Origin of the sequence: Streptomyces sp. NBC_00829 (assembly GCF_045161795.1) — a bacterium.
Lineage (GTDB): Bacteria > Actinomycetota > Actinomycetes > Streptomycetales > Streptomycetaceae > Streptomyces.
The window spans coordinates 7,212,909-7,233,673 of the sequence record NZ_CP108867.1 but is presented as its reverse complement, the minus strand read 5'-3'; the positions used below and the strand labels follow the sequence as shown (position 1 = coordinate 7,233,673).

General features: G+C 70.7%; 21 protein-coding genes. 12 read left to right on the top strand and 9 right to left on the bottom strand.

Annotated elements, in window-relative coordinates:
* Nucleotides 1–525 precede the first annotated feature (525 nt).
* From OG293_RS32530 to OG293_RS32510, 5 genes are all read left to right on the top strand, one after another.
* Nucleotides 526–804 carry a hypothetical protein gene (locus OG293_RS32530; protein WP_406002325.1) on the top strand — a complete coding sequence of 93 codons (279 nt, stop codon included), beginning with the start codon at nucleotides 526–528 and terminating at the stop codon, nucleotides 802–804.
* A 321-nt stretch (nucleotides 805–1,125) separates the two neighbouring features.
* Nucleotides 1,126–3,846, top strand: a complete 2,721-nt coding sequence (locus OG293_RS32525; RefSeq protein ID WP_406002324.1) for a glycosyl hydrolase 2 galactose-binding domain-containing protein — start codon at nucleotides 1,126–1,128, stop codon at nucleotides 3,844–3,846.
* A 106-nt stretch (nucleotides 3,847–3,952) separates the two neighbouring features.
* Nucleotides 3,953–4,876 carry a MurR/RpiR family transcriptional regulator gene (locus OG293_RS32520; protein WP_406002323.1) on the top strand — a complete coding sequence of 308 codons (924 nt, stop codon included), beginning with the start codon at nucleotides 3,953–3,955 and terminating at the stop codon, nucleotides 4,874–4,876.
* A gap of 476 nt (nucleotides 4,877–5,352) precedes the next feature.
* Nucleotides 5,353–5,745 (top strand): hypothetical protein, encoded by a 393-nt coding sequence (locus tag OG293_RS32515; RefSeq protein ID WP_406002322.1) that lies wholly within the window; start codon nucleotides 5,353–5,355, stop codon nucleotides 5,743–5,745.
* 274 nt (nucleotides 5,746–6,019) lie between these two features.
* Nucleotides 6,020–7,402 carry an FAD-binding oxidoreductase gene (locus tag OG293_RS32510; protein WP_406002321.1) on the top strand — a complete coding sequence of 461 codons (1,383 nt, stop codon included), beginning with the start codon at nucleotides 6,020–6,022 and terminating at the stop codon, nucleotides 7,400–7,402.
* A 141-nt stretch (nucleotides 7,403–7,543) separates the two neighbouring features.
* Here the strand turns inward: OG293_RS32510 and OG293_RS32505 are convergent, their stop codons facing one another.
* Nucleotides 7,544–8,869, bottom strand: a complete 1,326-nt coding sequence (locus OG293_RS32505) for an aldehyde dehydrogenase family protein (protein WP_406002320.1) — start codon at nucleotides 8,867–8,869, stop codon at nucleotides 7,544–7,546.
* Between the two features lie 178 nt (nucleotides 8,870–9,047).
* Here OG293_RS32505 and OG293_RS32500 point away from each other — a divergent pair, with 178 nt between their 5' ends.
* A complete protein-coding gene (locus OG293_RS32500) occupies nucleotides 9,048–9,818 on the top strand; it encodes a type 1 glutamine amidotransferase domain-containing protein (protein WP_406002319.1) in 771 nt (256 codons plus the stop codon).
* A 31-nt stretch (nucleotides 9,819–9,849) separates the two neighbouring features.
* Here the strand turns inward: OG293_RS32500 and OG293_RS32495 are convergent, their stop codons facing one another.
* Nucleotides 9,850–9,993, bottom strand: coding sequence for a hypothetical protein (locus tag OG293_RS32495; protein WP_406002318.1), 144 nt, complete (start codon nucleotides 9,991–9,993; stop codon nucleotides 9,850–9,852).
* A 107-nt stretch (nucleotides 9,994–10,100) separates the two neighbouring features.
* On the opposite strand from OG293_RS32495, the gene OG293_RS32490 reads away from it, so the two are divergent.
* On the top strand, nucleotides 10,101–10,829 hold the full coding sequence (locus tag OG293_RS32490; protein ID WP_406002317.1) for a DUF2470 domain-containing protein: 729 nt from the start codon (nucleotides 10,101–10,103) through the stop codon (nucleotides 10,827–10,829).
* Nucleotides 10,830–10,843: 14 nt separating this feature from the next.
* Here the strand turns inward: OG293_RS32490 and OG293_RS32485 are convergent, their stop codons facing one another.
* The gene (locus tag OG293_RS32485) at nucleotides 10,844–11,197 is read right to left on the bottom strand and encodes a cupin domain-containing protein (RefSeq protein WP_406002316.1); all 354 of its coding nucleotides are present in this window, start codon (nucleotides 11,195–11,197) and stop codon (nucleotides 10,844–10,846) included.
* Nucleotides 11,198–11,353: 156 nt separating this feature from the next.
* On the opposite strand from OG293_RS32485, the gene OG293_RS32480 reads away from it, so the two are divergent.
* The gene (locus OG293_RS32480) at nucleotides 11,354–12,163 is read left to right on the top strand and encodes an HAD family hydrolase (protein WP_406002315.1); all 810 of its coding nucleotides are present in this window, start codon (nucleotides 11,354–11,356) and stop codon (nucleotides 12,161–12,163) included.
* A gap of 34 nt (nucleotides 12,164–12,197) precedes the next feature.
* On the opposite strand, the gene OG293_RS32475 is transcribed toward OG293_RS32480, so the two are convergent.
* Complete coding sequence (locus tag OG293_RS32475; protein ID WP_406002314.1) at nucleotides 12,198–12,362, bottom strand: hypothetical protein; 165 nt, start codon at nucleotides 12,360–12,362, stop codon at nucleotides 12,198–12,200.
* A 533-nt stretch (nucleotides 12,363–12,895) separates the two neighbouring features.
* Between OG293_RS32475 and OG293_RS32470 the strand changes: the two genes are divergently transcribed.
* Complete coding sequence (locus OG293_RS32470) at nucleotides 12,896–14,083, top strand: glycosyltransferase 87 family protein (protein ID WP_406003789.1); 1,188 nt, start codon at nucleotides 12,896–12,898, stop codon at nucleotides 14,081–14,083.
* A gap of 462 nt (nucleotides 14,084–14,545) precedes the next feature.
* Complete coding sequence (locus OG293_RS32465) at nucleotides 14,546–16,102, top strand: M4 family metallopeptidase (RefSeq protein WP_406002313.1); 1,557 nt, start codon at nucleotides 14,546–14,548, stop codon at nucleotides 16,100–16,102.
* A 93-nt stretch (nucleotides 16,103–16,195) separates the two neighbouring features.
* Here the strand turns inward: OG293_RS32465 and OG293_RS32460 are convergent, their stop codons facing one another.
* The 5 genes from OG293_RS32460 to OG293_RS32440 all read right to left on the bottom strand — a co-directional run bounded on the left by OG293_RS32460 (nucleotide 16,196) and on the right by OG293_RS32440 (nucleotide 19,853).
* The gene (locus OG293_RS32460; RefSeq protein WP_406002312.1) at nucleotides 16,196–16,423 is read right to left on the bottom strand and encodes a hypothetical protein; all 228 of its coding nucleotides are present in this window, start codon (nucleotides 16,421–16,423) and stop codon (nucleotides 16,196–16,198) included.
* Nucleotides 16,420–16,836 carry a hypothetical protein gene (locus OG293_RS32455; protein ID WP_406002311.1) on the bottom strand — a complete coding sequence of 139 codons (417 nt, stop codon included), beginning with the start codon at nucleotides 16,834–16,836 and terminating at the stop codon, nucleotides 16,420–16,422. The genes OG293_RS32460 and OG293_RS32455 overlap by 4 nt, the downstream gene beginning before the upstream one ends.
* A 51-nt stretch (nucleotides 16,837–16,887) precedes the next feature.
* Nucleotides 16,888–18,375, bottom strand: coding sequence for a sensor histidine kinase (locus tag OG293_RS32450; protein WP_406002310.1), 1,488 nt, complete (start codon nucleotides 18,373–18,375; stop codon nucleotides 16,888–16,890).
* Nucleotides 18,372–19,082 (bottom strand): response regulator transcription factor, encoded by a 711-nt coding sequence (locus tag OG293_RS32445; protein WP_406002309.1) that lies wholly within the window; start codon nucleotides 19,080–19,082, stop codon nucleotides 18,372–18,374. Before OG293_RS32445 ends, OG293_RS32450 begins: the two co-directional genes overlap by 4 nt.
* Nucleotides 19,083–19,280: 198 nt before the next feature.
* The gene (locus tag OG293_RS32440) at nucleotides 19,281–19,853 is read right to left on the bottom strand and encodes a TIGR03086 family metal-binding protein (RefSeq protein WP_406002308.1); all 573 of its coding nucleotides are present in this window, start codon (nucleotides 19,851–19,853) and stop codon (nucleotides 19,281–19,283) included.
* A 97-nt stretch (nucleotides 19,854–19,950) separates the two neighbouring features.
* Between OG293_RS32440 and OG293_RS32435 the strand changes: the two genes are divergently transcribed.
* Nucleotides 19,951–20,274 carry an ArsR/SmtB family transcription factor gene (locus OG293_RS32435; RefSeq protein ID WP_406002307.1) on the top strand — a complete coding sequence of 108 codons (324 nt, stop codon included), beginning with the start codon at nucleotides 19,951–19,953 and terminating at the stop codon, nucleotides 20,272–20,274.
* Nucleotides 20,271–20,708 (top strand): SRPBCC domain-containing protein, encoded by a 438-nt coding sequence (locus OG293_RS32430; RefSeq protein WP_406002306.1) that lies wholly within the window; start codon nucleotides 20,271–20,273, stop codon nucleotides 20,706–20,708. The genes OG293_RS32435 and OG293_RS32430 overlap by 4 nt, the downstream gene beginning before the upstream one ends.
* Nucleotides 20,709–20,765 lie beyond the last annotated feature (57 nt).

Below are 20,765 nucleotides of genomic sequence, written 5' to 3'. Positions count from 1 at the left end.
CTCGGTGCCGGCGGCCCCCCTGGTAGTCGCTCACCCAGGCCCGCTCGACCTTCCGGAAGGCTGCGTCGCCCACCTTCTCGCGCAGCGCGTACAGCACCAGCGCCGAGCCGTCGTAGCGGCGCACCGGGCCTCGGAACCCCCCTCGCCGCCACCGGCGTGGGCGGCCCGGGACACCGGTCCGGCGAGTACCGCGGTGGCGGCCAAGGCGGTGGCGGTTGCGAGTCGCAGCGCGCGGCGGGGCAGGGCATGGCCGGTCATCGCGGCCCTCTCGACGGACGGAGCGCGTACACGCCGATGCGCGTACGGCGGGACGGGCGGCCACGAGGGGGCGCCCCTGATCCGGGACCGGGCCGTGCGCAGTCATCAGATTCCGCGGGCAGCACCGGGCATTTCGACGCCCGTCGAAAGGCTGTGCGCGCGGGGCTGCGCGCACCCGCCGCGGAGCGCTGTCGGGCAGGATTGCGGCCTGCGGGTGAGCGGGGGCACGCGGCCGTGTCCGCCCGCGGCTTCGGCCGTTGCTAGGACATGACCAAAACACATCGCGTTCTCGCCGCCATCGCCCTCGCCACCGGCGCGACCGCGCTTGCAGCCCCGGCCGCGAGCGCCGACGTCGCCCCCGCCAACATGATCTCCGCCTCGAACCAGCTCGACGAGCTCACTTCGATGGCCGTCCCCGCCGAGCACAAGAGCGGCATGCCGTCGGTCTCGGGGCAGCTCAACGGGATCCCCCAGGGCCTCGACCGGCTGAACGAACTGCACCAGCTCACCGACCTGGCGGCGCCGGTGACCGGGCTGGCCGGCTGAGACAGGCTCCAGCGGCAGCATCCGTCCGCCACGCGGGCGAGGACCACCGGATCCTCGGCGGAGGCAGCGGGACGACCGAGACCGCCCCTCGCCGCGGGCCCGGTGGCACCTCTCCGGCCACACCGCAGCACCGGCCGGATTGCGCCGTCCCGGCACGGCGAGCACCGCGAGCACCGCGAGCACCGCGAGCACCGCGAGCACCGCGTTTCTTGGCGTGCCCCACTCAGATCCCTAGCGTCGGGGCCGACTTGGCAAAGACCCCTCACGTGACCGCGCCGCAGCGCCGCGCGCCGACGCCCCGCACAGATCCGGGAGATCACCGTGGTCCATCGCCCCGCCCCGCCCCGGCGCCTGACCGCTGCGGCCGCCGTCCTCGGCCTGCTGCTCGCACTCCATACGAGCACCACGGCAGCGACCCCCGTCGCACGCACGGCGCGCGGCCCCGCCGTGACCGAGGTGGCCGTCGCCCCGGGGAGCACGACGCCACTGAACGGATACGCCATCCAGTCCACGGCCAAGGTCTCCGACTCCCCGGCAGCCGTCTCCAGCCCCGGCTACCCGGCGAACGGCTGGTATCCGGCAGGGCCCCGGTCGACGGTGATCGCGGCGCTCCTCGCGAACGGCACGTACCCGGATCCGTTCTACTCCACCAATCTCAAGAAGATTCCGGCCGCCGACTTCGCCGTCCCCTGGTGGTACCGCTCGGACTTCAGCGTCGCCGACACCGCACAGCGCACCTACCTCGACTTCAGCGGAGTGATCTCCGCCGCCGACGTCTACGTCAACGGCAGCCGGATCGCGGCCAGGAGCGATGTGACCGGCGCGTACACCCACCACGAGCTCGACATCACGGCCCTGGTACGGCCCGGGGTCAACACCGTCGCCTTCCGGATCGAGCCCAACGCTCCCTTGAAGAACCTCACCATGGGCTGGCTCGACTGGCTTCAGCCACCGCCCGATCAGAACATGGGCATCGTGCGGGATGTGCTGGTCCGACGCGGCGGACCCGTGGCGCTGCGCGACGCGCATGCGGTCACCACACTCGCGCTGCCGTCGCTGGCCTCCGCCGAGGTGACCGTCAAGGCAAAGGCGCGCAACGACTCGGCGAGCGAGGTCACCGCGACCGTGTCCGGCACGCTCGGCGGCACACCGTTCAGCCAGGACGTCACCCTGCCCGCACACGAGTCGAGGACGGTCGTCTTCACCCCGGCCGCCCACCCCCAACTGCGCCTGCGGTCACCGCGCGTCTGGTGGCCGGCGTCGATGGGCGAACAGCCTCTGTACGACCTCGATCTGACCGTCTCGGCCGCGGGCGCCGTCTCCGACACCGCGCACGAGAGCTTCGGCATCCGGGATGTGAAGGCGCCGCTGAACAGCGACGGCACACGCCGGTACAGCGTGAACGGCCGTCCGTTGCTCATCAAGGGCGGCGGCTGGTCCCCCGACGAGTTCCTGCGCTGGGACCGCCGCTATGTCGAGGACCGGCTCAAGTACGCGCTCGATCTGGGGCTGAACACCCTCCGGCTCGAAGGGCACATCGAGCCGGACGAGTTCTTCGACCTCGCCGACCGCCACGGCGTGCTCACGCTGCCGGGCTGGGAGTGCTGCGACAAGTGGGAGGGCAACAACAACGGCAGTGAGGCCGGGGACAAATGGACCGACGCCGACTACCCCGTCGCGAAGGCGTCGATGGCCGCGGAGGCGGCACGGCTGCGCGGCCACCCCAGCGTGATCTCCTTCCTGATCGGCAGCGACTTCGCCCCCGACGCGAGAATCGAGAAGAACTATCTCGACGCGCTGCGGGACGCCGACTGGTCCACTCCGGTGGTCGCCGCGGCGTCCTCCAAGTCCTCGCCGGTCCTGGGCAGTTCGGGCATGAAGATGACCGGCCCCTACGACTGGGTCCCGCCCGCCTACTGGTACGCCAAGCGTGAGGGCGGCGCCACGGGGTTCAACTCCGAGACCAGCGCCGGCCCGGACATCCCGACCCTCGACACCCTGCGCCGCATGATGTCCCCCGCAGAACTCGACACTCTGTGGCGCAACCCGTCGGCCAAGCAGTACCACCGCTCCCCGTCCAGCACCTTCAGCTCACTGAAGATCTACGACGACGCGCTGGCCGGACGGTACGGCGCGCCCACGAGCCTCGCCGACTATGTACGCAAGGCCCAACTGGCCCAGTACGAGAATGTCCGGGCCCAGTTCGAGTCGTACGCGCGCAACGCGACGGATGCCTCCAAGCCGGCCACCGGTGTCGTGTACTGGATGTTCAACAGCGGATGGACCTCGCTGCACTGGCAGCTGCTGGACCGCTTTCTGGACCAGGGCGGCGCCTACTTCGGAGCCAAGAAGGCCAATGAGCCACTGCATGTGCAGTATTCGTACGACAGCCGCTCCGTGGTCCTCGTGAACAGCCGGCACGCTCCCGCGTCGGGCCTCACCGCACGCGTGAGCCTGTTCAACACCGACGGCACCCGGAAGTACGACAGGACGGTGCAGGGACTGGATGTGGGCGGCGACGGGGCCAGGACCACGGCCCTGACACTGCCCGCGTCGGTCGCCGGTCTCTCCCCCGCATACCTCGCCAGGCTCGTGCTCACCGACGCCGCAGGCAAGGAGGTCAGCCGCAACGTCTATTGGCTCTCCACCAAGGCCGATGTGCTCGACTGGGCGAACACCGACTGGTACCACACTCCCACCACGGCGTACGGCGACCTCACGGGGCTGAGCTCCATGGCGAAGACGTCCGTGTCCGCGACGGCGAGCACCACGGCCGACGGTGAGGGGACATCCACGACCACGGTCACGATCCGCAACACGGGCGGCGGCCGGACCCCTGCGCTGCTCACCGACGTTCATGTGGTCGATGCGGCGGGCGTGCCCGTTCTGCCGGTCCGCTGGTCCGACAACCAGGTCAGCCTCTGGCCCGGCGAATCGGCGACGCTGACGGCCAGGTACCGCACGGCCGACCTGCACGGTTCCGCACCCCGGCTGCGGATCTCCGGCTGGAACACCGCGACGGCGACGGTCGACGCGCGTTGATCCACTCATGGCACAGCCGACTGCTGCCCGTTCTCCTTCTCCACCGCTTGCGGCCACGGTGAGTGAGCTATGTTGAGCGAAAGTGGGACGAGAAGGAGTGACACCGGTGTCATCTGGGCAGCAGGCACGCGCGCAGGCGTCTGCTATCACGCCGGGGAGCCAGCCTCCCGAGACAGAGGCTGCCCCAACGGACAGGGTTCTCGCACTGTTCGGCGGCCACCGGCTGTCCCCAGCGCAGCGGCGCATCGCGCAGTACCTCGTCGACCACCTCACCGAGGCCGCGTTCCTGTCGATCACCGAACTCGCGGAGCGTGTGGGGGTCAGCCAGCCGTCGGTCACCCGCTTCGCGTCCTCGCTGGGCTTCAGCGGGTTCCCGGCGCTGCGGGAGGCGCTTCAGCCCATCGCCCTCAGCGCGGTCGCCGGGTCACCGGACACCCGTGAGGAAATCCGCCGCAACGAGCTTCAGGCGGCCGTCGACGCCGAGATCGAGAATCTGGAGAACCTGCGGCGGCTGCTCGCCGACACCGACCAGGTGCTCGACGTCGGCCGCGAGCTGGCCCGGTCGGTGCCACTGACCGTTCTGGGCCTGCGGATCTCGGTGTCCCTGGCGGAGTACGTCGCGTACGCGGCGCGGCGGATCCATCCGGATGTGCGCACGGTGACACGTGGGGGCAGCGTCGCCTACGACGCGCTGCTCCAGTCCCGGGAGGCGGGCGGGACATGGGTCCTGGCGTTCGCGATGCCCAGGCACGCCAAAGAGACCCTCGCGGCGATGCGCACCGCGCGCAGCATCGGGCTGAAGGTCGCGCTGATCACCGATCTGGCCCTCGGGCCGCTGGTGGACGAGGCCGATGTCGCGCTGATCGCGGGCACCGGGTCGCGCCTGGTCTTCGACTCGTACGCGGCGCCAGGCGTTCTTTCCGCCGCGATCCTCCAGGCCATGGCCGACGCCGATCCGCAGCGCACTCAGGTCCGGCTCGAAGGCTACGAGCAGGTCGCTGACCAGCACAATTTCTTCCTGGAGGAGTGAGCGGGACGCTCGTTCGCACCGGATCGGGCAGCGCTCGAAGACGAGGGACTTTCAGGACGAGTGATGCATGAATTTTTTCATACCCTTGCTTACTCGATGGTATATATATTTACTGCTCCGGTGACCCCGGTTCCCGGAGTCACCGATCAGGCCATGCCCCCAAGGAAAGCGGCATCCCGCACCATGCAATCCATGCATCGTCCCGTCGCCCGCGGCACAGTTCGCAGGCAACGACCGCGGCCGGTCAACGCGAATCCGTCGATCCGGGTCATCGGCCGCGACAAGCCCGCGCGGGCCACATAGCCGGACGCCGAAGCGGCGGCGCCTCCTCCTCGCGCCGCCACAAGGTGTCCCCACCGGGCGTTCCGCTTCCCCTCGGACCGCCCACTCTCGGCGGTCCCGGTCAACCCCTGGGCCGGGACCGCCGGAAAGCCCCTTGATCAGTGCCCATGCGCATGACATCGAAAGGGACGACGATGTCCCAGACCTACTCCCCGATCAACGTGGACTGGCCGTGCCAGGTGAAGTCGGCCGGCAGCCACGACTGGGAGCGTACGGCGGCCCGTTGGCTGCGAGACCTCCTGCCGGCCCGTTACGCCGGCTACTCGCCGCTGACCCGCCACCCCATCCTCCTCGCACGCCATGCACAGCTCCAGGTCCAGCACGAGATACGCGCCGTCCGCACCGCGCTGCAGACCTGCCGGGCGGAACTGCCCACGCTCGGCGTGGCCGAGTCGATCATCGAGAACACCATCAGGATGTACGCCGTCGAACTGGAGCAGCTCAACCGTCTCGCCCGAGGGGTACGTCTGATCTCCGAGGCGCTGCAGGCGGGCAGCGACCTCCAGCGCAGGCGCTCCCATGTCTAGGGCCGTCTGATCCGATGTCCAGGGTCGCCTGAACCGAGCGGCAGGGCACCGGCCTCCCGACGACCCTGGGATGGCAGTGGAATTGCGCCGCACGCCGCCCGGCGGGACGCTGGTCTTGTCAGCCCCGCGGCGCCCGATTGCGCTCGCGGCCCATGAGGGTGCCTGGGCCAGGACTCCGTCGGCGGGGGAATTCGCGGCGGCGGGGCGAAGGGCACGGCAGCCGCTACGGCCGGGAGGCCGGGCGGAGAGTCTGCGCCTCGTCAGGGAGATCGCCATGGACGCCACCATCTTGGACGGCATGCGGGCAGCGTTGCGCGGCCCGGTCACCGGACCCCAGGACCCGGACTACCCCGAGGCCTGCAGAATCTACAACGCAATGATCGACCGCCGTCCGGCCGCCTTCGTCAGATGCACGGACGTGGCCGACGTGATGAACGCGGTCGACTTCGTCCGCGACCACGGCCTCGAACTCGCCGTCAGGGGCGGCGGACACAGCGGTGCCGGCCTCTGCCTGGTCGATGGCGGTGTGACCCTCGACCTGTCGCCGATGCGCTGGACGCGCGTGGACCCGGCGGGCAGGACGGCCCAGGTCGGCGGCGGCAGCCAACTCGGCGACCTGGACCACGCCACCCACGCCTTCGGTCTTGCCACCCCGGCCGGAATCATGTCGACCACGGGCGTCGGAGGGCTCACCCTCGGCGGAGGCCACGGCCACCTCACCCGCAAGTACGGGCTGACGGCGGACAACCTGCTGTCCGCCGACGTCGTACTCGCCGACGGCAGCTTCGTGACCGCGAGCGAGAGCGAACACCCCGACCTGTTCTGGGCCCTGCGCGGCGGCGGCGGGAACTTCGGCATCGTCACCTCGTTCTCGTTCGCGCTGCACCCGGTGCACACCGTCGGCGTCGCGGTCAGCGTGTGGCCGGTCGACCAGACCCGCGAAGTCCTGCGCTGGTACCGCGAGTTCCTGCCGCAGGCGCCCGAGGACCTGAGCGGCTTCTTCGCCCTGCTGGCCGTGCCGCCGGGCCCGCCCTTCCCCGAAGAGATCCACGGTCACAAGATGTGCGGTGTCGTGTGGTGCTGGACCGGTGACCCGGCCGCCCTCGACGAGGCCCTCGCGCCCGTGAACGAACCGGGTGCGCCCACCTTCCACTTCACCGCTCCGATGCCCTACCCCGCCCTCCAGACCATGTTCGACGAGCTCATCCCGACCGGACTCCAGTGGTACTGGCGCGGGGACTTCTTCGACCGGATCACCGACGAGGCCATCGACGTCCATCTCAAGTACGGCGAGAACCTCCCCACCGACCTGTCGACCATGCACCTCTACCCGGTCGACGGCGCGGCCGGCAGGGTCGGCCGGGACGAGACCGCCTGGGGGTTCCGCGACGCCGTCTGGTCGGGCGTCATCGGTGGCATCGACCCCGACCCGGACAACGCCGGGACCATCAAGCAGTGGGCGGTGGACTATTGGGAGGAGCTGCACCCGTACTCCATGGGCGGTGTGTATGTGAACTTCATCGGCGCGGGCGAGGGCCAGGAGCGGGTGATGGCCACCTACCGCGACCACTACGACAGACTCGCCGCGATCAAGCGCACCTATGACCCGAACAACCTGTTCCACGCGAACCAGAACATCGAGCCGGCCCCCGCGTGAACCAAGCCGGTTGCCCCTGCGGGAGGACGAGGAGGCAAGGTCACCACGATCGCCTTCGACCACCACCAGCCGGTCCTCGACGCGATCCCGAACCGGCCACGGACGGACCACGATCCGCTGAACCGCTGAACCGCAAGGTGTTCATGCCAGGGGCTTGTCGAGCACCGCCTTGCGGTGGCTGAACGTCTCGATGGAGTACCGGCCGTGGTAGTTGCCCATGCCGCTCTCGCCGACGCCGCCGAAGGGCAGGTCGGAGACGGTGAGATGGGCCAGCGGCAGACCGAAGCCGAGTCCGCCCGAAGAGGTCTCCGCGGCCAGGCGCCGACGGGTGGCGTCCGACTCCGTGAAGGCGTACAGCGCCAGGGGCTTGTCGCGGTCGTTGATGAAGGCGATGGCCTCGTCGAGGTCCGCGACGGTGATGATGGGCAGAACCGGGCCGAAGATCTCCTCCCGCATGACCGGCGCCTTCGGGTCGACGTCCGCGAGGACGGTCGGCGCGATGTACTTCGTGGCGCGGTCACGCTCGCCGCCGGTGACGACACGGCCGGATTCGAGCAGGCCGCTCAGCCGGTCGAAGTGGCGCTCGTCGACGATCCGCCCGTACTCCGGGGACATCGCCGGCTCGGAGCCGTACAGCGTCTCGACGGCCTGGACGAGCGCGGGCTCCAGGGCGCGGGCCGTCTCGGGGTCGGTGAGGACGTAGTCGGGCGCCACACAGGTCTGCCCCGCGTTGAGGAACTTGCCGCGGGCGAGCCGCGCGGCCACCGTGGGCAGGTCGGCGTCCCGGTCGATGAACACCGGCGACTTGCCGCCCAGTTCGAGGGTGACGGGCGTGAGGTGCCGGGCCGCGGCCGTCATGACGATGCGGCCCACGGCGCCGTTGCCGGTGTAGAAGATGTGGTCGAAACGCTCGGCCAGGAGCGCCGTCGTCTCCGGGATCCCGCCCTCGACCACGGCCACGGCGTCGGTGTCGAGGTACCGGGTCAGCAGTCGGCCGAGCACGGCGGAGGTGGCCGGGGCGAGCTCGCTGGGCTTGGCGACCACCGCGTTGCCCGCGGCGAGCGCACCGATCATCGGCGTGAGCAGCAGCTGCGCCGGATAGTTCCAGGGGGCGATGACCAGGACGACACCCAGCGGGTCGTACTGCGTCCAGGCCGCGGCCTCACCGATGTGCGCCGGGACCGGAGCCGGCTGCGGGCGCAGCCATCCGTCGAGGTGCTCCAGGGTGTGATCGATCTCGCGGACGGTGAAGTCGGTCTCGGTGCGGAAGGCTTCCGTGGCGCTCTTGCCGAGGTCCGTGTGGAGGGCGGCGGCCAGCTCCTGGCCCTGCTCGGTGAGCATGTCCCGCAGCCGCCGCAGCTGTGCCGTACGCCAGTCGACGGGCTTGGTACGGCCGGAGCGGAAGGTGGCACGCAGCCGGGCCACGATGTCGGCCGGCTGCTCGGATGTGGGGCGGTTCTCGGTCACGGTGCCTCGCTGATGGGGGGCGGGCCCGTCGGCCCACGTGCGGCGGTGGGGTCGGTCGAACCTCCAGCTCGATGTATAGGCCAACATTTCATGGGGCCCAAAACATTCCAAGAACCGCGGGGCGGCTCGGGAGGGGAGGGGGCTGCCACGGCCTGCCCCGGGGGCCCATGATGTCCGTGTGCGCGTACTCATACCGGTCCCGGACCGCGATTTCGACGTCACCGAGGTGGCCGTGCCCTGGCGGATGCTCACGGACGCCGGACACCAGGCGGTCTTCGCGACCGAGTGGGCTGGGACACGCCCGGCCGCCGACCCCCGGCTGCTGACCGGAGTGGTCTTCGGGCGGCTCGGCGCGGCGCCGGAGCCCAGGCGCTTCTACGAGGAGCTGACCCGGTCCCCCGAATTCCGGGCGACGGTGGCATGGGGGGAGGTGGACCCCGGGGACTTCGACGGGCTGATCCTGCCCGGCGGACACGCGCCGGGAATGCGGCAGTACCTCGGCTCGCAGAGCCTGCGGGATCAGGTCGCCCGGTTCTGGGCTCTGGACCGCCCGGTCGGTGCCATCTGTCACGGCGTGCTGGTGCTCGCGCGGACCCGTGCTGCCGGCGGGGACCGCAGCGTCCTGGCGGACCGGCGCACGACCTGCCTGCCGAAGTACATGGAGCGCGCGGCCTACCTCTCCACGGCATGGCGGCTCGGCCGCTACTACCGCACCTATCCCGCCTATGTGGAGGACGAGGTCAGGGCCGCACTCGACGCTCCAGGCGCACAGTTCGAACGCGGGCCCAGGGTGCTCGCCGCGCGCGGCACGGCAACCGACGACACCCCCGCCTTCGTCGTCGGCGACCGCCACTATGTCTCGGCCCGCTGGCCGGGCGACGCGTACCTCTTCGGCCGGCGGTTCCTTGAGCTGCTGGATTCCGCCGCCGGGCCGCGGCCTGCCCGCTGAGTCGGAGCACGAGAACTTAGGCAAGGCCAGACTACGTACCGGCCACTGGACCACCCCCGCCACCGGGTTCGCCGAACAGGGCGCGGTCGACCTCTTCGTGCGCGTCGAGACCCGCGACCACACGGTCGGCCCATTCGTCCAGCCGGTTCCCGGGGTCCGCCCGCCGGTCACTCATCCACCCCCACCCCTCCCGATTGATCTTAGGTTAGCCTAACCTAAGTCTCTCCGGTCCCGGCCGGTGGACCGGCAGTGCCAGCGCCCCTTCGACCTGTGGAGACCCCCATGGCCTTCTCCGACCCTCCCCGCACCGAGCCGACCGGCGCCGAACGGATTCGTACGATTCTGGCGGCGGCCCACTCGATGACCGTGGTCACCGCGGAGGGGCGCTCCGAAGTCTCCCGGGCGACCGGAGCACAGCCCTGGGGAAGGATTCACATCTGCACGTCCCCCTCGGCACGCCCCGACGCCGAGCCGGACCGCGAGCAAGAGTCCGCGCCCTGGGGCTTCGCGGCCGCCACGCTGGAGTTCACCGACATCGCCCCGACGGCCGTCCGCGACCGTGTGCGCGCCCGTCTCAGCGTCACCGGATGGCTGGCCGCGGACGACACGGACGAGGGAGACAGGTGCTTCGGCTTCTCGGGCGCGGTCCTGGAGACGGCCGACGGCCGGGTCTCGGCCGGGCTGGACGAGCTGATCGCGGCGCAGGAGGATCCTCTGTCCCACTGCGAGGCGAACATGCTCACTCATCTGGTGGACGATCACGACGACGTGGTGACACTGCTGTCCGGGCTCGTGGACCCCCGGCAGGTCCGGGACGCGGCACGGGTCGTGCCGCTGGCCGTCGACCGCTTCGGAATCACGCTCCGCCTCGAACGGGCACGCGGCCATCATGACGTCCGGCTTCCGTTCGCCTCGCCCCTCGACAGCGCCGATCAGGCGGGAGGCCGGATCCACGCACTGCTGGCGCGTGCCCGGCGCCGCTCGGACCGCGACCGGTCGCTGAGCAACTGACCAGGGGTCACTCGCTACGCGCTGGTGATCTGGTACGCCTTGCGGAGCGTCTCGTGCACGGTCCAGGTGGTCCGGTCGCCCTCGCGCAGCACGCAGGCGTCGCCGGGCCCGACGTCGAAGGTGGGACCGCCCTCGACAGCGATCGTGGCCCTGCCGCTCACCACGACGAAGAACTCGTCGGCCTCGGTATCGGTCACCACTCCCGGCGTGATCTGCCAGATCCCCCTGCTGTTCCTGCCGTCCCGCGACTCCCAGAGCACCTTCCCGGACACCTCGGGGGTGCCCCGCAGGATCTGGGCCGGGTCGAGCGGGTCCGGCTCCAGGTCGGCGTCGGGAACGTGCACGGCAAAACTGTGAAACGTCGTCATGACGGCGACGGTAGGCCATGCCGGGTGGGCCGGGGCAGCGACACAGTGCCGCCCTCCACGCCAGGACGGCAGACGATGTGACAAGAGCGGCGTCGCCCGTACGCCAACCGGTGACCGCTGACCGCCCCGCACCGGTCGGTTCAGTAATATCGGGCGATGCAACGCCCCCGGCTGATCGCCACCGATCTCGACGGTACCCTTCTGCGCCGCGGCGGAATCCTCTCGGACCGCACTGTCCGAGCCCTTCGGACCGCGGTCGACGCGGGCACGGAAGTTGTCTTCGTCACCGCCCGGCCGCCGCGGTTCGTCGACATGATCGCCGCCACGACCGGACTGGTCGGGACGGCCGTGTGCAGCAACGGCGCGTTGGTCTACGACATCACCTCGCGTACGGTCGTCGAGTCACGCCCCCTGCCGCTGCCCGCCGCGCGCCAGGTGGCCACCGCGCTGTCGGACGCCGCCCCCGGGGTCGGCTTCGCCCTGGAGACCGGCCACCAGGTCCTGTACGAGCCGAGGTTCGGGCTGCGCTTCCCCGCGAGCGACGAATACGAGGTGCCGGTGCCGTCTCTGCCGGACCTGTGGCTGACCGATGTGACCGTCACCAAGCTGCTCGCCTGGTCGGGGCAGCTCGACGCGGACGTCCTGCTGGCCGCCGCCGAGGCGTCCGCGGCCGGTCTGGCCCAGTACACCCACTCGGGCGGGACGGGACTGCTGGAGATCAGCGCGGCGGGCGTGAGCAAGTCGGGCACGTTGGCGGCCCTGTGCGCCGCCCGCGGAATCGACGCGTCGGACGTCGTCGCCTTCGGTGACATGCCCAACGATCTGACGGTCCTGCAGTGGGCGGGCGCCGGCTACGCCATGGCCAACGCCCACCCTGCCGTGCTGGCCGCCGTGCCGCGGCACACTGCCTCGAACGAGGACGACGGGGTCGCCGTCGTCCTGGAGCGGCTTTTCGGGCGGCCGTGACCCCGGTCGCAGTACGGCGCGCTACACGTGCCGGTCACAGCATGACGTGCTTGACCTGCGTGTAGTCGAGCAGTCCGGCCGGCCGGACCAGCTCTCGTACGCTGCGGCTGCCGCCGCGCACGACGCTTCCGCGTCCGGGGCACCCGAGCTCGGGGCGCTGCGATGTCGCCTGTCCGGTGGCGGGGTCGACGAGGTCCATGACCTCCCCCCAACGCGGCGGGGACGGACACTGCTTCAGGGCGCGGGGTCACGGACGCACGGATGCCTGACTCCGTGCTCGACCAGGCCCCGGGCCGGGTCTCCCCGACGCACCGAACGACGAGGATCCCAAGGTCGACCTCGACGGGGTTCAGGCCGCCGTGTGGGGGGCGGTCGCTCCGACGCTCGGGATCCCGCCGGAGTTCCCGGCTCTCCGACCCGGCCGAGGCCGGGGACGGACGGTGGGGTGCGCGGCGCAAGTGCGAGCGGTTCACTGCCGGAAGATGGGGACAAAAGGGAATAAATTTCCGGTCTATGACGCAGCAGAAGACCGGCCTTCTGGGCAGCACCGCCGCACCGGGCGGCCCGGAGACAGACGCCACCCACCGGCCCGACTCTCCCTCAGGCGGCCCCGCGGCCCCCGGCGCGGCAGCCCGCGCCGCCCTGGCCCTCGCGAGCCGCCATGTCGACGCCTGGACGACCAGGAAATCGATCGTGGCGCTGTACGCGTTCTGGACCCTCACCCGTCTTGGCATGCTGTATCTGCTGATCCACGACAGCATCGGCGTCAGCAACGTCTCGAACGAGGTGCACTTCCTCTACCCGCGCTGGTACGAGCAGCTCACCGGCGGTACGTTCCCCGTGAACGACGTCACCTGGCAGTACCCGCCGGGCGCGGGCCTGGTGTTCCTGTTCCCCGCGGTACTGCCGTTCCTCGGCTACTTCCAGGCGTTTCTCGTCCTCACACTGCTCGCCGACGCGGTCGTCACGCTCGCACTGGCCCGCCGGGGCCGGAGCCTGGCCGGCGCGTGGATGTGGACGGCCGGGCTGCCGCTGCTCCTGAATGTGCCGCACGGCCGGTTCGACATCGAGGTCACGGCCCTCGCCGTGCTGGCCCTGCTCAGCGCCGGGCGCCGCCCCCGCCTCGGCGGGATGTTCGCCGCGTTCGGCGCCCTGATCAAGGTCTGGCCGCTGCTCACCCTGGTGGGCGCGGAGCGCGGGCGCACCAGTCGGCAGGCATGGCTGTCCGCCGCGGCGGCTGCGGCGGCACTGCTCGCCGTACTCGCCCTGGGCTTTCGCAACAGCCTCGGATTCCTGCAGCAACAGGGCGCGAGGGGCGTACAGATCGAGTCGCTGGGCGGCACCGCGCTGTCGCTGATGCGGGCGTCCGGTATGCCGATCTGGATCGAATCCCGTTACGGGGCGCTGGAGTTCAGCGGAATGCATGTGGCGATCGTCGCCCAGGTGTCCATGCTGCTCACGGCCACCGCCTTCGGCTGGCTGATGCTCTGGCGCGGCAGAGCATCGCGGTGGACCGCGGCGACGCCGTTCGACGCGGCACTCGCCGCCGTGCTGCTGTTCACCGTCACGAGCAGGGTGATCAGTCCGCAGTACCTGGTCTGGCTGATCGGTCTGGCCGCGGTCTGTCTCACCTCCCGGCACACCACCCAGCGGCCGGTCGCCTGTGTGCTGCTGGCCGCGTCCGTCGTGACAGCGCTCGCCTTTCCGACCTACTACCTGGAGGTCATGTACGGCTCGGCCCTCGGCAACACACTGATGGTCCTGCGCAACGGCCTCCTGATCACTGCCACACTGCTCTCCTGCCGGCGCCTGTGGAAGGCAACGGCATCCACGACGGCGTCCGCGACCGCGCCGAAAACCGCGCCGACGCCGTCCGAGCCGACGCCGTCCAAGCCGACGCCGTCCAAGCCGATGTTGTGAGCCTCAACTCCGCTTTTTCCAAAGGCCGTTGTCGATGGCACTGCCCCGTGAACGTGGTCCGCCTCAGGCTTTGAGGTCTTCAGGCGGCGGTTTCCGCGGGCAGCCGCCACCGGGTCCGCGGACCACGTCTTCGCGCTCCTGGGGCGACCGCCGACAGACCGGCCCCGGCCGACCGCCCCGGCTCCCGCCGCCCGGCAGCGGCCCGGGAGCCGGGGCGGTATCGGAACGGGATCTCCATGCGGCGCACCGGCGGGGCCTCGACCCCACTCCCTCAACTCCGCCTCGATTGGGGACCGTTGTACAAGTCACCGAAGTCCACCGAATAGCGGACAACAAAGACTCCCAATCGGACAAGAACTGGTCAAGAACTTGTGAGGTAATTGTTGGTACTCCGTCAACTTCGTTCATTCGGTGGCACGCTCGACGGCGTTCACTCCCCACAGGACGAACGATGGAGACTGCATGACCCCCCACGGGAACACCCGGCGCGCCGCTGCCCTCGTGGCCGCTGCCGCCATGGTCGTCGTCGGCGTACAGTCCGCTTCCGCGAGCACCGCACCCCACCGGAAAGGCGACCCCACCCCCGTCCCGACGGCTGCGACTGCGCGTGCCTCGGCCATCAAGTCGGCGCAGGCGGACGCCCCTTCGGCCGCCGGAAGCCTCGGCCTCGGCACGAAGGAGAAGCTGGTCGTCCGTGACGTCCTCAAGGACGCCGACGGCACCGTGCACACCCGCTACGAGCGCACCTACGCGGGGCTTCCCGTCCTCGGCGGCGACCTCGTCACGCACACCGCCGGCAACGGCACGCTCAAGGGCGTCGACAAGGCGAACGACGCACGGATATCGGTGGCGACGACCGACACGGCACGCAAGGCGGCGGCCGGCGCCCGCAAGGTGATCTGGGCGGGCCACGGCAAGCCCGTCCTCGCCTTCGAGACGGTCAGGACCGGTGTACAGAAAGACGGTACGCCCAGCCGGCTGCACATCGTCACCGACGCCGCCACCGGCAAGAGGCTGTACCAGCACGAGGCCGTCGAGACCGGCACGGGCACCAGCCAGTACAGCGGCGACGTCCCCCTCACCACCGCCAAGAACGGTTCCGTCTTCGAGCTCAACGACGGCGACCGCGGCGGCCACAAGACGTACGACCTCAACCAGGGCGAGAGCGGCACGGGCAAGGTGCTCACGGACGACGACGACAAGTGGGGCAGCGGGAACAACGACGACCGGCAGACCGCCGGTGTCGACGCCGCCTACGGCGCCGCCATGACCTGGGACTTCTACAAGACCGAGCTCGGCCGCGACGGCATAGCCGGCGACGGAAAGGCCGCGTACTCCCGGGTCCACTACGGCAGCTCGTACGTCAACGCCTTCTGGGACGACAGTTGCTTCTGCATGACCTACGGCGACGGCGAGGGCGACAAGAAGTCCCTCACCGAGATCGACGTCGCCGGCCATGAGATGAGCCACGGCCTGACCTCCCGCACGGCCAAGCTGGAGTACAGCGGAGAGTCCGGCGGGCTCAACGAGGCGACCAGTGACATCTTCGGCACCTCGGTGGAGTTCTTCGCCGACAACAAGAAGGACGTGGGCGACTACCTCATCGGCGAAGAGATCGACATCAACGGCGACGGCACGCCGCTGCGCTACATGGACAAGCCCAGCAAGGACGGGCAGTCCCTGGACGCCTGGAAGGCCGACGCCGGGAACGTGGACGTCCACTACTCCTCCGGCATCGCCAACCACTTCTTCTACCTGCTGTCCGAGGGCAGCGGCAAGAAGACGATCAACGGCGTCGAGTACGACTCGCCGACGTCGGACGGCTCGACCGTCACGGGGATCGGCCGGGAGAAGGCCTACAAGATCTGGTACAAGGCCCTCACCGCGTACATGACCTCGACGACCGACTACAAGGCCGCCCGGGAGGCGACCGTGAAGGCGGCCGGCGACCTGTACGGCGCCGACGGCACGGAGGCCAAGACGGTCGCCGCCGCCTGGAGCGCGGTCAACGTGAAGTGACCGGCGCCCTGTTGCGCTGAGCCGGCCGGGAGCCGGGTGTCCCGGAGATCCGTCAACGTCTCTGGGACACCTCTCTCATATGTCCTCGGCCTCTCACCTGTCCTCGGCCGCCGCGGACTCCGCGGCGGCCGCCGCCGACTCGGCTTCGTCGACGAGTGAGCGCAGCTCCTCGACCCCGGACGGGCCACCGGTCGCCGCCGGTGCACCGGACCCCGTGCCGCTCCCGCCGTCGCCTTGACCGCACCCCGTGAGAACACCCAGGGATGTAAGGACGAAGAGCGCGGTCACGGCGGCAGGGGCGGTGCGGCGAAGCGCCCTCACTTCTGGTCCCCATTGCCGTTCGCCGCGCACCAGGACTTGACCGCGACGAGATCCTTCTGCCGCTTCTCCAGGGTGGGAACCAGCGAACGGCGGAAGGTGAGCTTGTCGTTCAGGAAGGTCGCGATCTCGGTGTGACCGGCCTTCATCGCGTTCTCGACTCGCTTCTCCAGCCTGCTGATGGACCCGCGCTCCGTCGCGTCGCCGCCAAGTCGCCCCAGGGCCCGCTCCAGTCGCTTCTCGATCTTCGTCACCCTCTTGCACAGCCCTTTCGCGCCGTCGTCGGTCGGCGCCGCACCGGGCGACGGTGTCCCGGTGCCGGCCGCCCCGGCGTCTGCCACGGCAGCGCCTGTCGCGGCGAGCACGGCAGCCACGGCGGTCAGCGCGAGTCCTGCAGTCCTGGCGGTCGTCTTCACGGTCTACCTCCTGGGTCGGGCGGGGCTCATGAGCCCGCGCACGGCCAGAAGCTAGAGGCCTACCTTGTGGAAACCTTGTGGCCGACGGGCGGCCGCGATCAGCCAGTCCCGGTCGGCCGGCAAGGAGGGCGCGGTCCCGCCCTGGACGGGCAGGCGCACCTCGAACCGGGTGCCCTCGCCTGCCGGCCGGTCCTGTATCAGGACGCGACCTCGGTGCAGGGCTGTCTGCTGGGCCACCAGAGTGAGGCCGAGCCCCGAGCCGGGACTCCCGGGACCACGCCGGAAGCGGTGGAAGACCGCATCGCGCTCCGCGGGCGGGATGCCGGGCCCCCGGTCGTCGACGGTCAGTACGGCGACCGGCTCCCCAGCGGTTCCGCCCAGGCGCAGTCCGACCTCGATGCGGGCGCGTCCGTCCTGGCCACAGCCGTGGATCAGCGCGTTGGCCAGCAGATTGTCGACGAGCGTTCGCAGCCCCGGCTCCCATCCGTACACACCCGGCCGCGGCATCGCCGTGACCTCGATCCGAGCCGTGGGATGCCTGCGTCCGGCGTCGGCGACCGCGGCGTCGATCACCTCCGCCAGGTCCACCGGGCCGAAGGCGTCCGCCTCCACCAGATCGCCCCGGCCGAGCTCCCGCAGCATCACCAACAGGCCCAGCATCCGGGTGTGTTCGCTGTGCAGATCGTTCAGGACCTCGGTACGGTCCGACGTTCCGAGGCCGGGGTGCTCGGTGAGGATGTCCAGGTTCGTCCGCATGCTCATCAGCGGGGTACGCAGTTCATGCGCGGCGGCGGCGGCGAAGGACCGTGCCGTGTCCAGGGCTCCTGCGGTTCTGGCGGCCTGCTCGTCGTAGCGGGCCAGCACGGTCTGCAGGGTCAGGGCCAGGTCGTCGACCTCGGTGACTCCGGTCGGCGTGTGGTCGAGCCGTGCCGCGTCGGCCCTCGGGTCGAGTCCGCTGGTGCGCTTCTGGAGCCGGCGCAGCGGACGGGCGGCCCCGGAGGCGACGGCCAGGCCCAGCGCGCCCGCCACGGGAGCCGCCAGCAGGGCGACGGTGATCACGCGTCTGCGCACGAGGGCCAGTTGGCCCTGGCCGGCCGCGTCCGGCGAGAACAGCCACAACGTGCCGTCGACTCCCGGCTTCGATCCCCGTACGCGCACCGCCATCACCCGCCAGCCGTCCTTCCCCTCCCTGATGGTCACCGGCTTGGGTGCGCGCGGGGGGAGGCGTACGGACGCGCTGGGCTGGGGGCCGCCCGCGACCGTACCCTCGGGCCCGCTGAGCCGGATGCCGACATCGAGGGCCGAGGTGTACAACTGCCGTTCGCGCGCCTGCTCGACCGCGGCGGGACGGTCGGCCGCGGTGACCCGCAGCAGGCGCCGGGCATCCGCCGCCACCTGCGTGGCGCGTTCGCGCAGATGTGCGTCCTGCTGTGCGTGCAGATCGCGCGCGACGAACTGGAGCAGCAGCCACCCGGCCGCGAGGACCAGCAGGGGCACGGTGACGCCCACGGCGAGCGCAACGCGGGTCGAGAGTTTCATCGGCTCGGTCCCCTGTCGGGGCAGCGGAGCACGAAGCCGAATCCGCGGACCGTGTGAATCAGCCGTGGACGGCCGCCGCTCTCCAGCTTGCGCCGCAGATAGCTGACGAAGGTGTCGACGGCGTCGGTGCGCACCTCGAAGTCGTAACCCCAGACGCGGTCCAGGAGCTGGTCCCTGCTGAGGACGATCCCCGCGTTGCGCGCGAGGACCTCCAGCAGTTCGAACTCGCGCCGGGTCAACGACAGCGGCTCGCCGTCCAACTGGGCCTCGCGGGCCGCCGGATCCAGTACGAGCGGGCCGATGCGCACCACGTCGGTGGCTGTGGGCGGCCGCCTGCGCAGCAGAGCCTCCAGGCGCAGGACCAACTCCTGCAGTGCGAAGGGTTTGACGAGATAGTCGTCGCCGCCGGCCTGGAGTCCGGCGATCCGGTCCGCGGTCTCGTCCAGCGCCGAGAGCATCAGCACGGGTACGTCGTTGTCGGCGTCGCGCAGTGTGCGGCACACCTGGATTCCGTCGAGATCCGGCATGGAGATGTCCAGCACGACGACATCGGTCGCCCGCTGCCGTACATGCGCCAGCGCGGGCCGTCCCCCGTCGGCCAGGGCCACGGCGAAGCCGGCCAGCCGCAGGCCCCGCTCCAGCGACCGCCGGATCGCCGGGTCGTCGTCCACCACCAGCACGCGCCCCCGCCCGCTGTCCGCGTCCATCGGCTCCCGCCCCTCGTGCCCTGTCGCATCCCGCGCCCACCACGCGGTTGTGCCCCTTCCTATCGTGCTTCGGCGGCGGTTGCCCCTGGTCCGGCGCGGAACGGTCCGGGCTCCCGCAGCGGCCTGTGCCGTACGGGAGCCCGGACCGGAGTGTGAGCCTGCGGCGCGGTGAGGCCACCGCGGGCCGCCGGCCGGAGGTCAGCGAGCCCAGCCGGGGTTCCGTCCACTGGCGGCCAGTGCCCGGTCGAAGACCGTCGCATCCGCGGCCACGGGCACGGGCGGCCCGAAGCTCCCGGCAGCCCGGGCCTGATCGGCGATCTGCTGCACCGCGCCGAGCGCGGCCTGAGCGGCGTCCTCGCCGATGGTGAACGGGCTGCCGGTGGCACGGGCCAGGTCCCAGCCGTGCAGGGCCAGTTCCTCCAGGGTGATCGTGGCCGCGAAGCCGGCCGGCATCTCCCCGGGGCCGAACACGGTGGTGCCTTCGTACGCACCGGGCAGCCCCCAGGCCGCCGCGGCGCTGTTAGCGGAATCGGCGACGGCCCGCGGCGACATACCGGGGGCCGGTGCCTCGCCGGGCTGGGCCTCCTTGCGTGCGGCGCGGGCGGAGGAGGACAGGGTCGTGCCGAGATGGTCGAGAAGCTCCGCGACGGTGTACTTCTCGCACGGCGTGCGGTCGCCGAGCTGCTCGGGACGGATGCCCGACGCCGTCGCCACCACCGCTTCGGCGCATTCCTGGATGGCGGCGGGCAGGGTGTTCAGCTGCGTGGTCATGAGCTCTCTCCTCGGATCGGCCCCTCGTATTGATTTAGTACAGCCTAAAATGATTGCGGCGCGACGGCAAGCTGAAGCGGACGCTAAAATGTTCCGTATGGATGCGGTACGGGCGGTCGCCGAACCCAGACGGCGCGAGATCCTGCGGCTGGTCTGGGACGCCGAGCTGTCCGCGGGCGAGATCGCCGAGCGGTTCGACGTCACGTTCGGCGCGGTCTCCCAGCACCTCAAGGTGCTCAGGGACTCCGGCCTCGTTACGCTGCGCCAGGACGGCAGGAAACGTTTCTACCGCGCCGACCGCGAGGGCATGGGGCCGCTCGCCGACTATCTGCAGTCGATGTGGGCCACCCGCCTCGACGCCCTCGCCGAGCTCGCGGAGGCGGCCGAACGCGCCGAGCGCAGCGAAGGGACGAGCCCGTGAACACCGACCCGGTCACGCTGGAGCGGCGCATCGCCGCCCGTCCGGAAACGATCTTCTCGTTCTTCACCGACCGGGACAAGTGGCTGTCCTGGATGGGCCAGGACGGCACCTTCGACTTCACTCCCGGCGGCGCCTACCGCACCACGATCACCGGCGAGAACGTCGCCGAGGGCCGCTTCGTCGAGATCGACCCGCCCAAACGCCTCGTCTTCACCTGGGGCTGGCTGGACAGCGAACTGGCAGTCCCGCCCGGCTCGACCACGGTCGAAATCACCCTCGAACCCGATGCCGGCGGCACTCTGCTCCGTCTCGTCCACAGCGGCCTGCCCACTCCCCAGGCCTGTGCCGCCCACAAGGAAGGCTGGATCCACTACACCGACCGCCTCACCACCCTCTGCGAAGGCGGCAACCCCGGCCACGACAGCTGGAGCTGACGGGCAGCGGCACGCCGTGCCCACCGCCCGCCGTGCACTCCATTGGCGACCCGAGGT

Excerpts from the sequence above, each read along its gene's own strand:
- OG293_RS32530 (WP_406002325.1), top strand. The coding sequence starts at position 526 with ATGACCAAAACACATCGCGTTCTCGCCGCCATCGCCCTCGCCACCGGC.
- OG293_RS32515 (WP_406002322.1), top strand. The coding sequence starts at position 5,353 with ATGTCCCAGACCTACTCCCCGATCAACGTGGACTGGCCGTGCCAGGTG.
- OG293_RS32510 (WP_406002321.1), top strand. The coding sequence starts at position 6,020 with ATGGACGCCACCATCTTGGACGGCATGCGGGCAGCGTTGCGCGGCCCG.
- OG293_RS32495 (WP_406002318.1), bottom strand. The coding sequence starts at position 9,993 with ATGAGTGACCGGCGGGCGGACCCCGGGAACCGGCTGGACGAATGGGCC.
- OG293_RS32490 (WP_406002317.1), top strand. The coding sequence starts at position 10,101 with ATGGCCTTCTCCGACCCTCCCCGCACCGAGCCGACCGGCGCCGAACGG.
- OG293_RS32485 (WP_406002316.1), bottom strand. The coding sequence starts at position 11,197 with ATGACGACGTTTCACAGTTTTGCCGTGCACGTTCCCGACGCCGACCTG.
- OG293_RS32480 (WP_406002315.1), top strand. The coding sequence starts at position 11,354 with ATGCAACGCCCCCGGCTGATCGCCACCGATCTCGACGGTACCCTTCTG.
- OG293_RS32475 (WP_406002314.1), bottom strand. The coding sequence starts at position 12,362 with ATGGACCTCGTCGACCCCGCCACCGGACAGGCGACATCGCAGCGCCCC.
- OG293_RS32470 (WP_406003789.1), top strand. The coding sequence starts at position 12,896 with ATGCTGTATCTGCTGATCCACGACAGCATCGGCGTCAGCAACGTCTCG.
- OG293_RS32465 (WP_406002313.1), top strand. The coding sequence starts at position 14,546 with ATGACCCCCCACGGGAACACCCGGCGCGCCGCTGCCCTCGTGGCCGCT.
- OG293_RS32450 (WP_406002310.1), bottom strand. The coding sequence starts at position 18,375 with ATGAAACTCTCGACCCGCGTTGCGCTCGCCGTGGGCGTCACCGTGCCC.
- OG293_RS32445 (WP_406002309.1), bottom strand. The coding sequence starts at position 19,082 with ATGGACGCGGACAGCGGGCGGGGGCGCGTGCTGGTGGTGGACGACGAC.
- OG293_RS32440 (WP_406002308.1), bottom strand. The coding sequence starts at position 19,853 with ATGACCACGCAGCTGAACACCCTGCCCGCCGCCATCCAGGAATGCGCC.
- OG293_RS32435 (WP_406002307.1), top strand. The coding sequence starts at position 19,951 with ATGGATGCGGTACGGGCGGTCGCCGAACCCAGACGGCGCGAGATCCTG.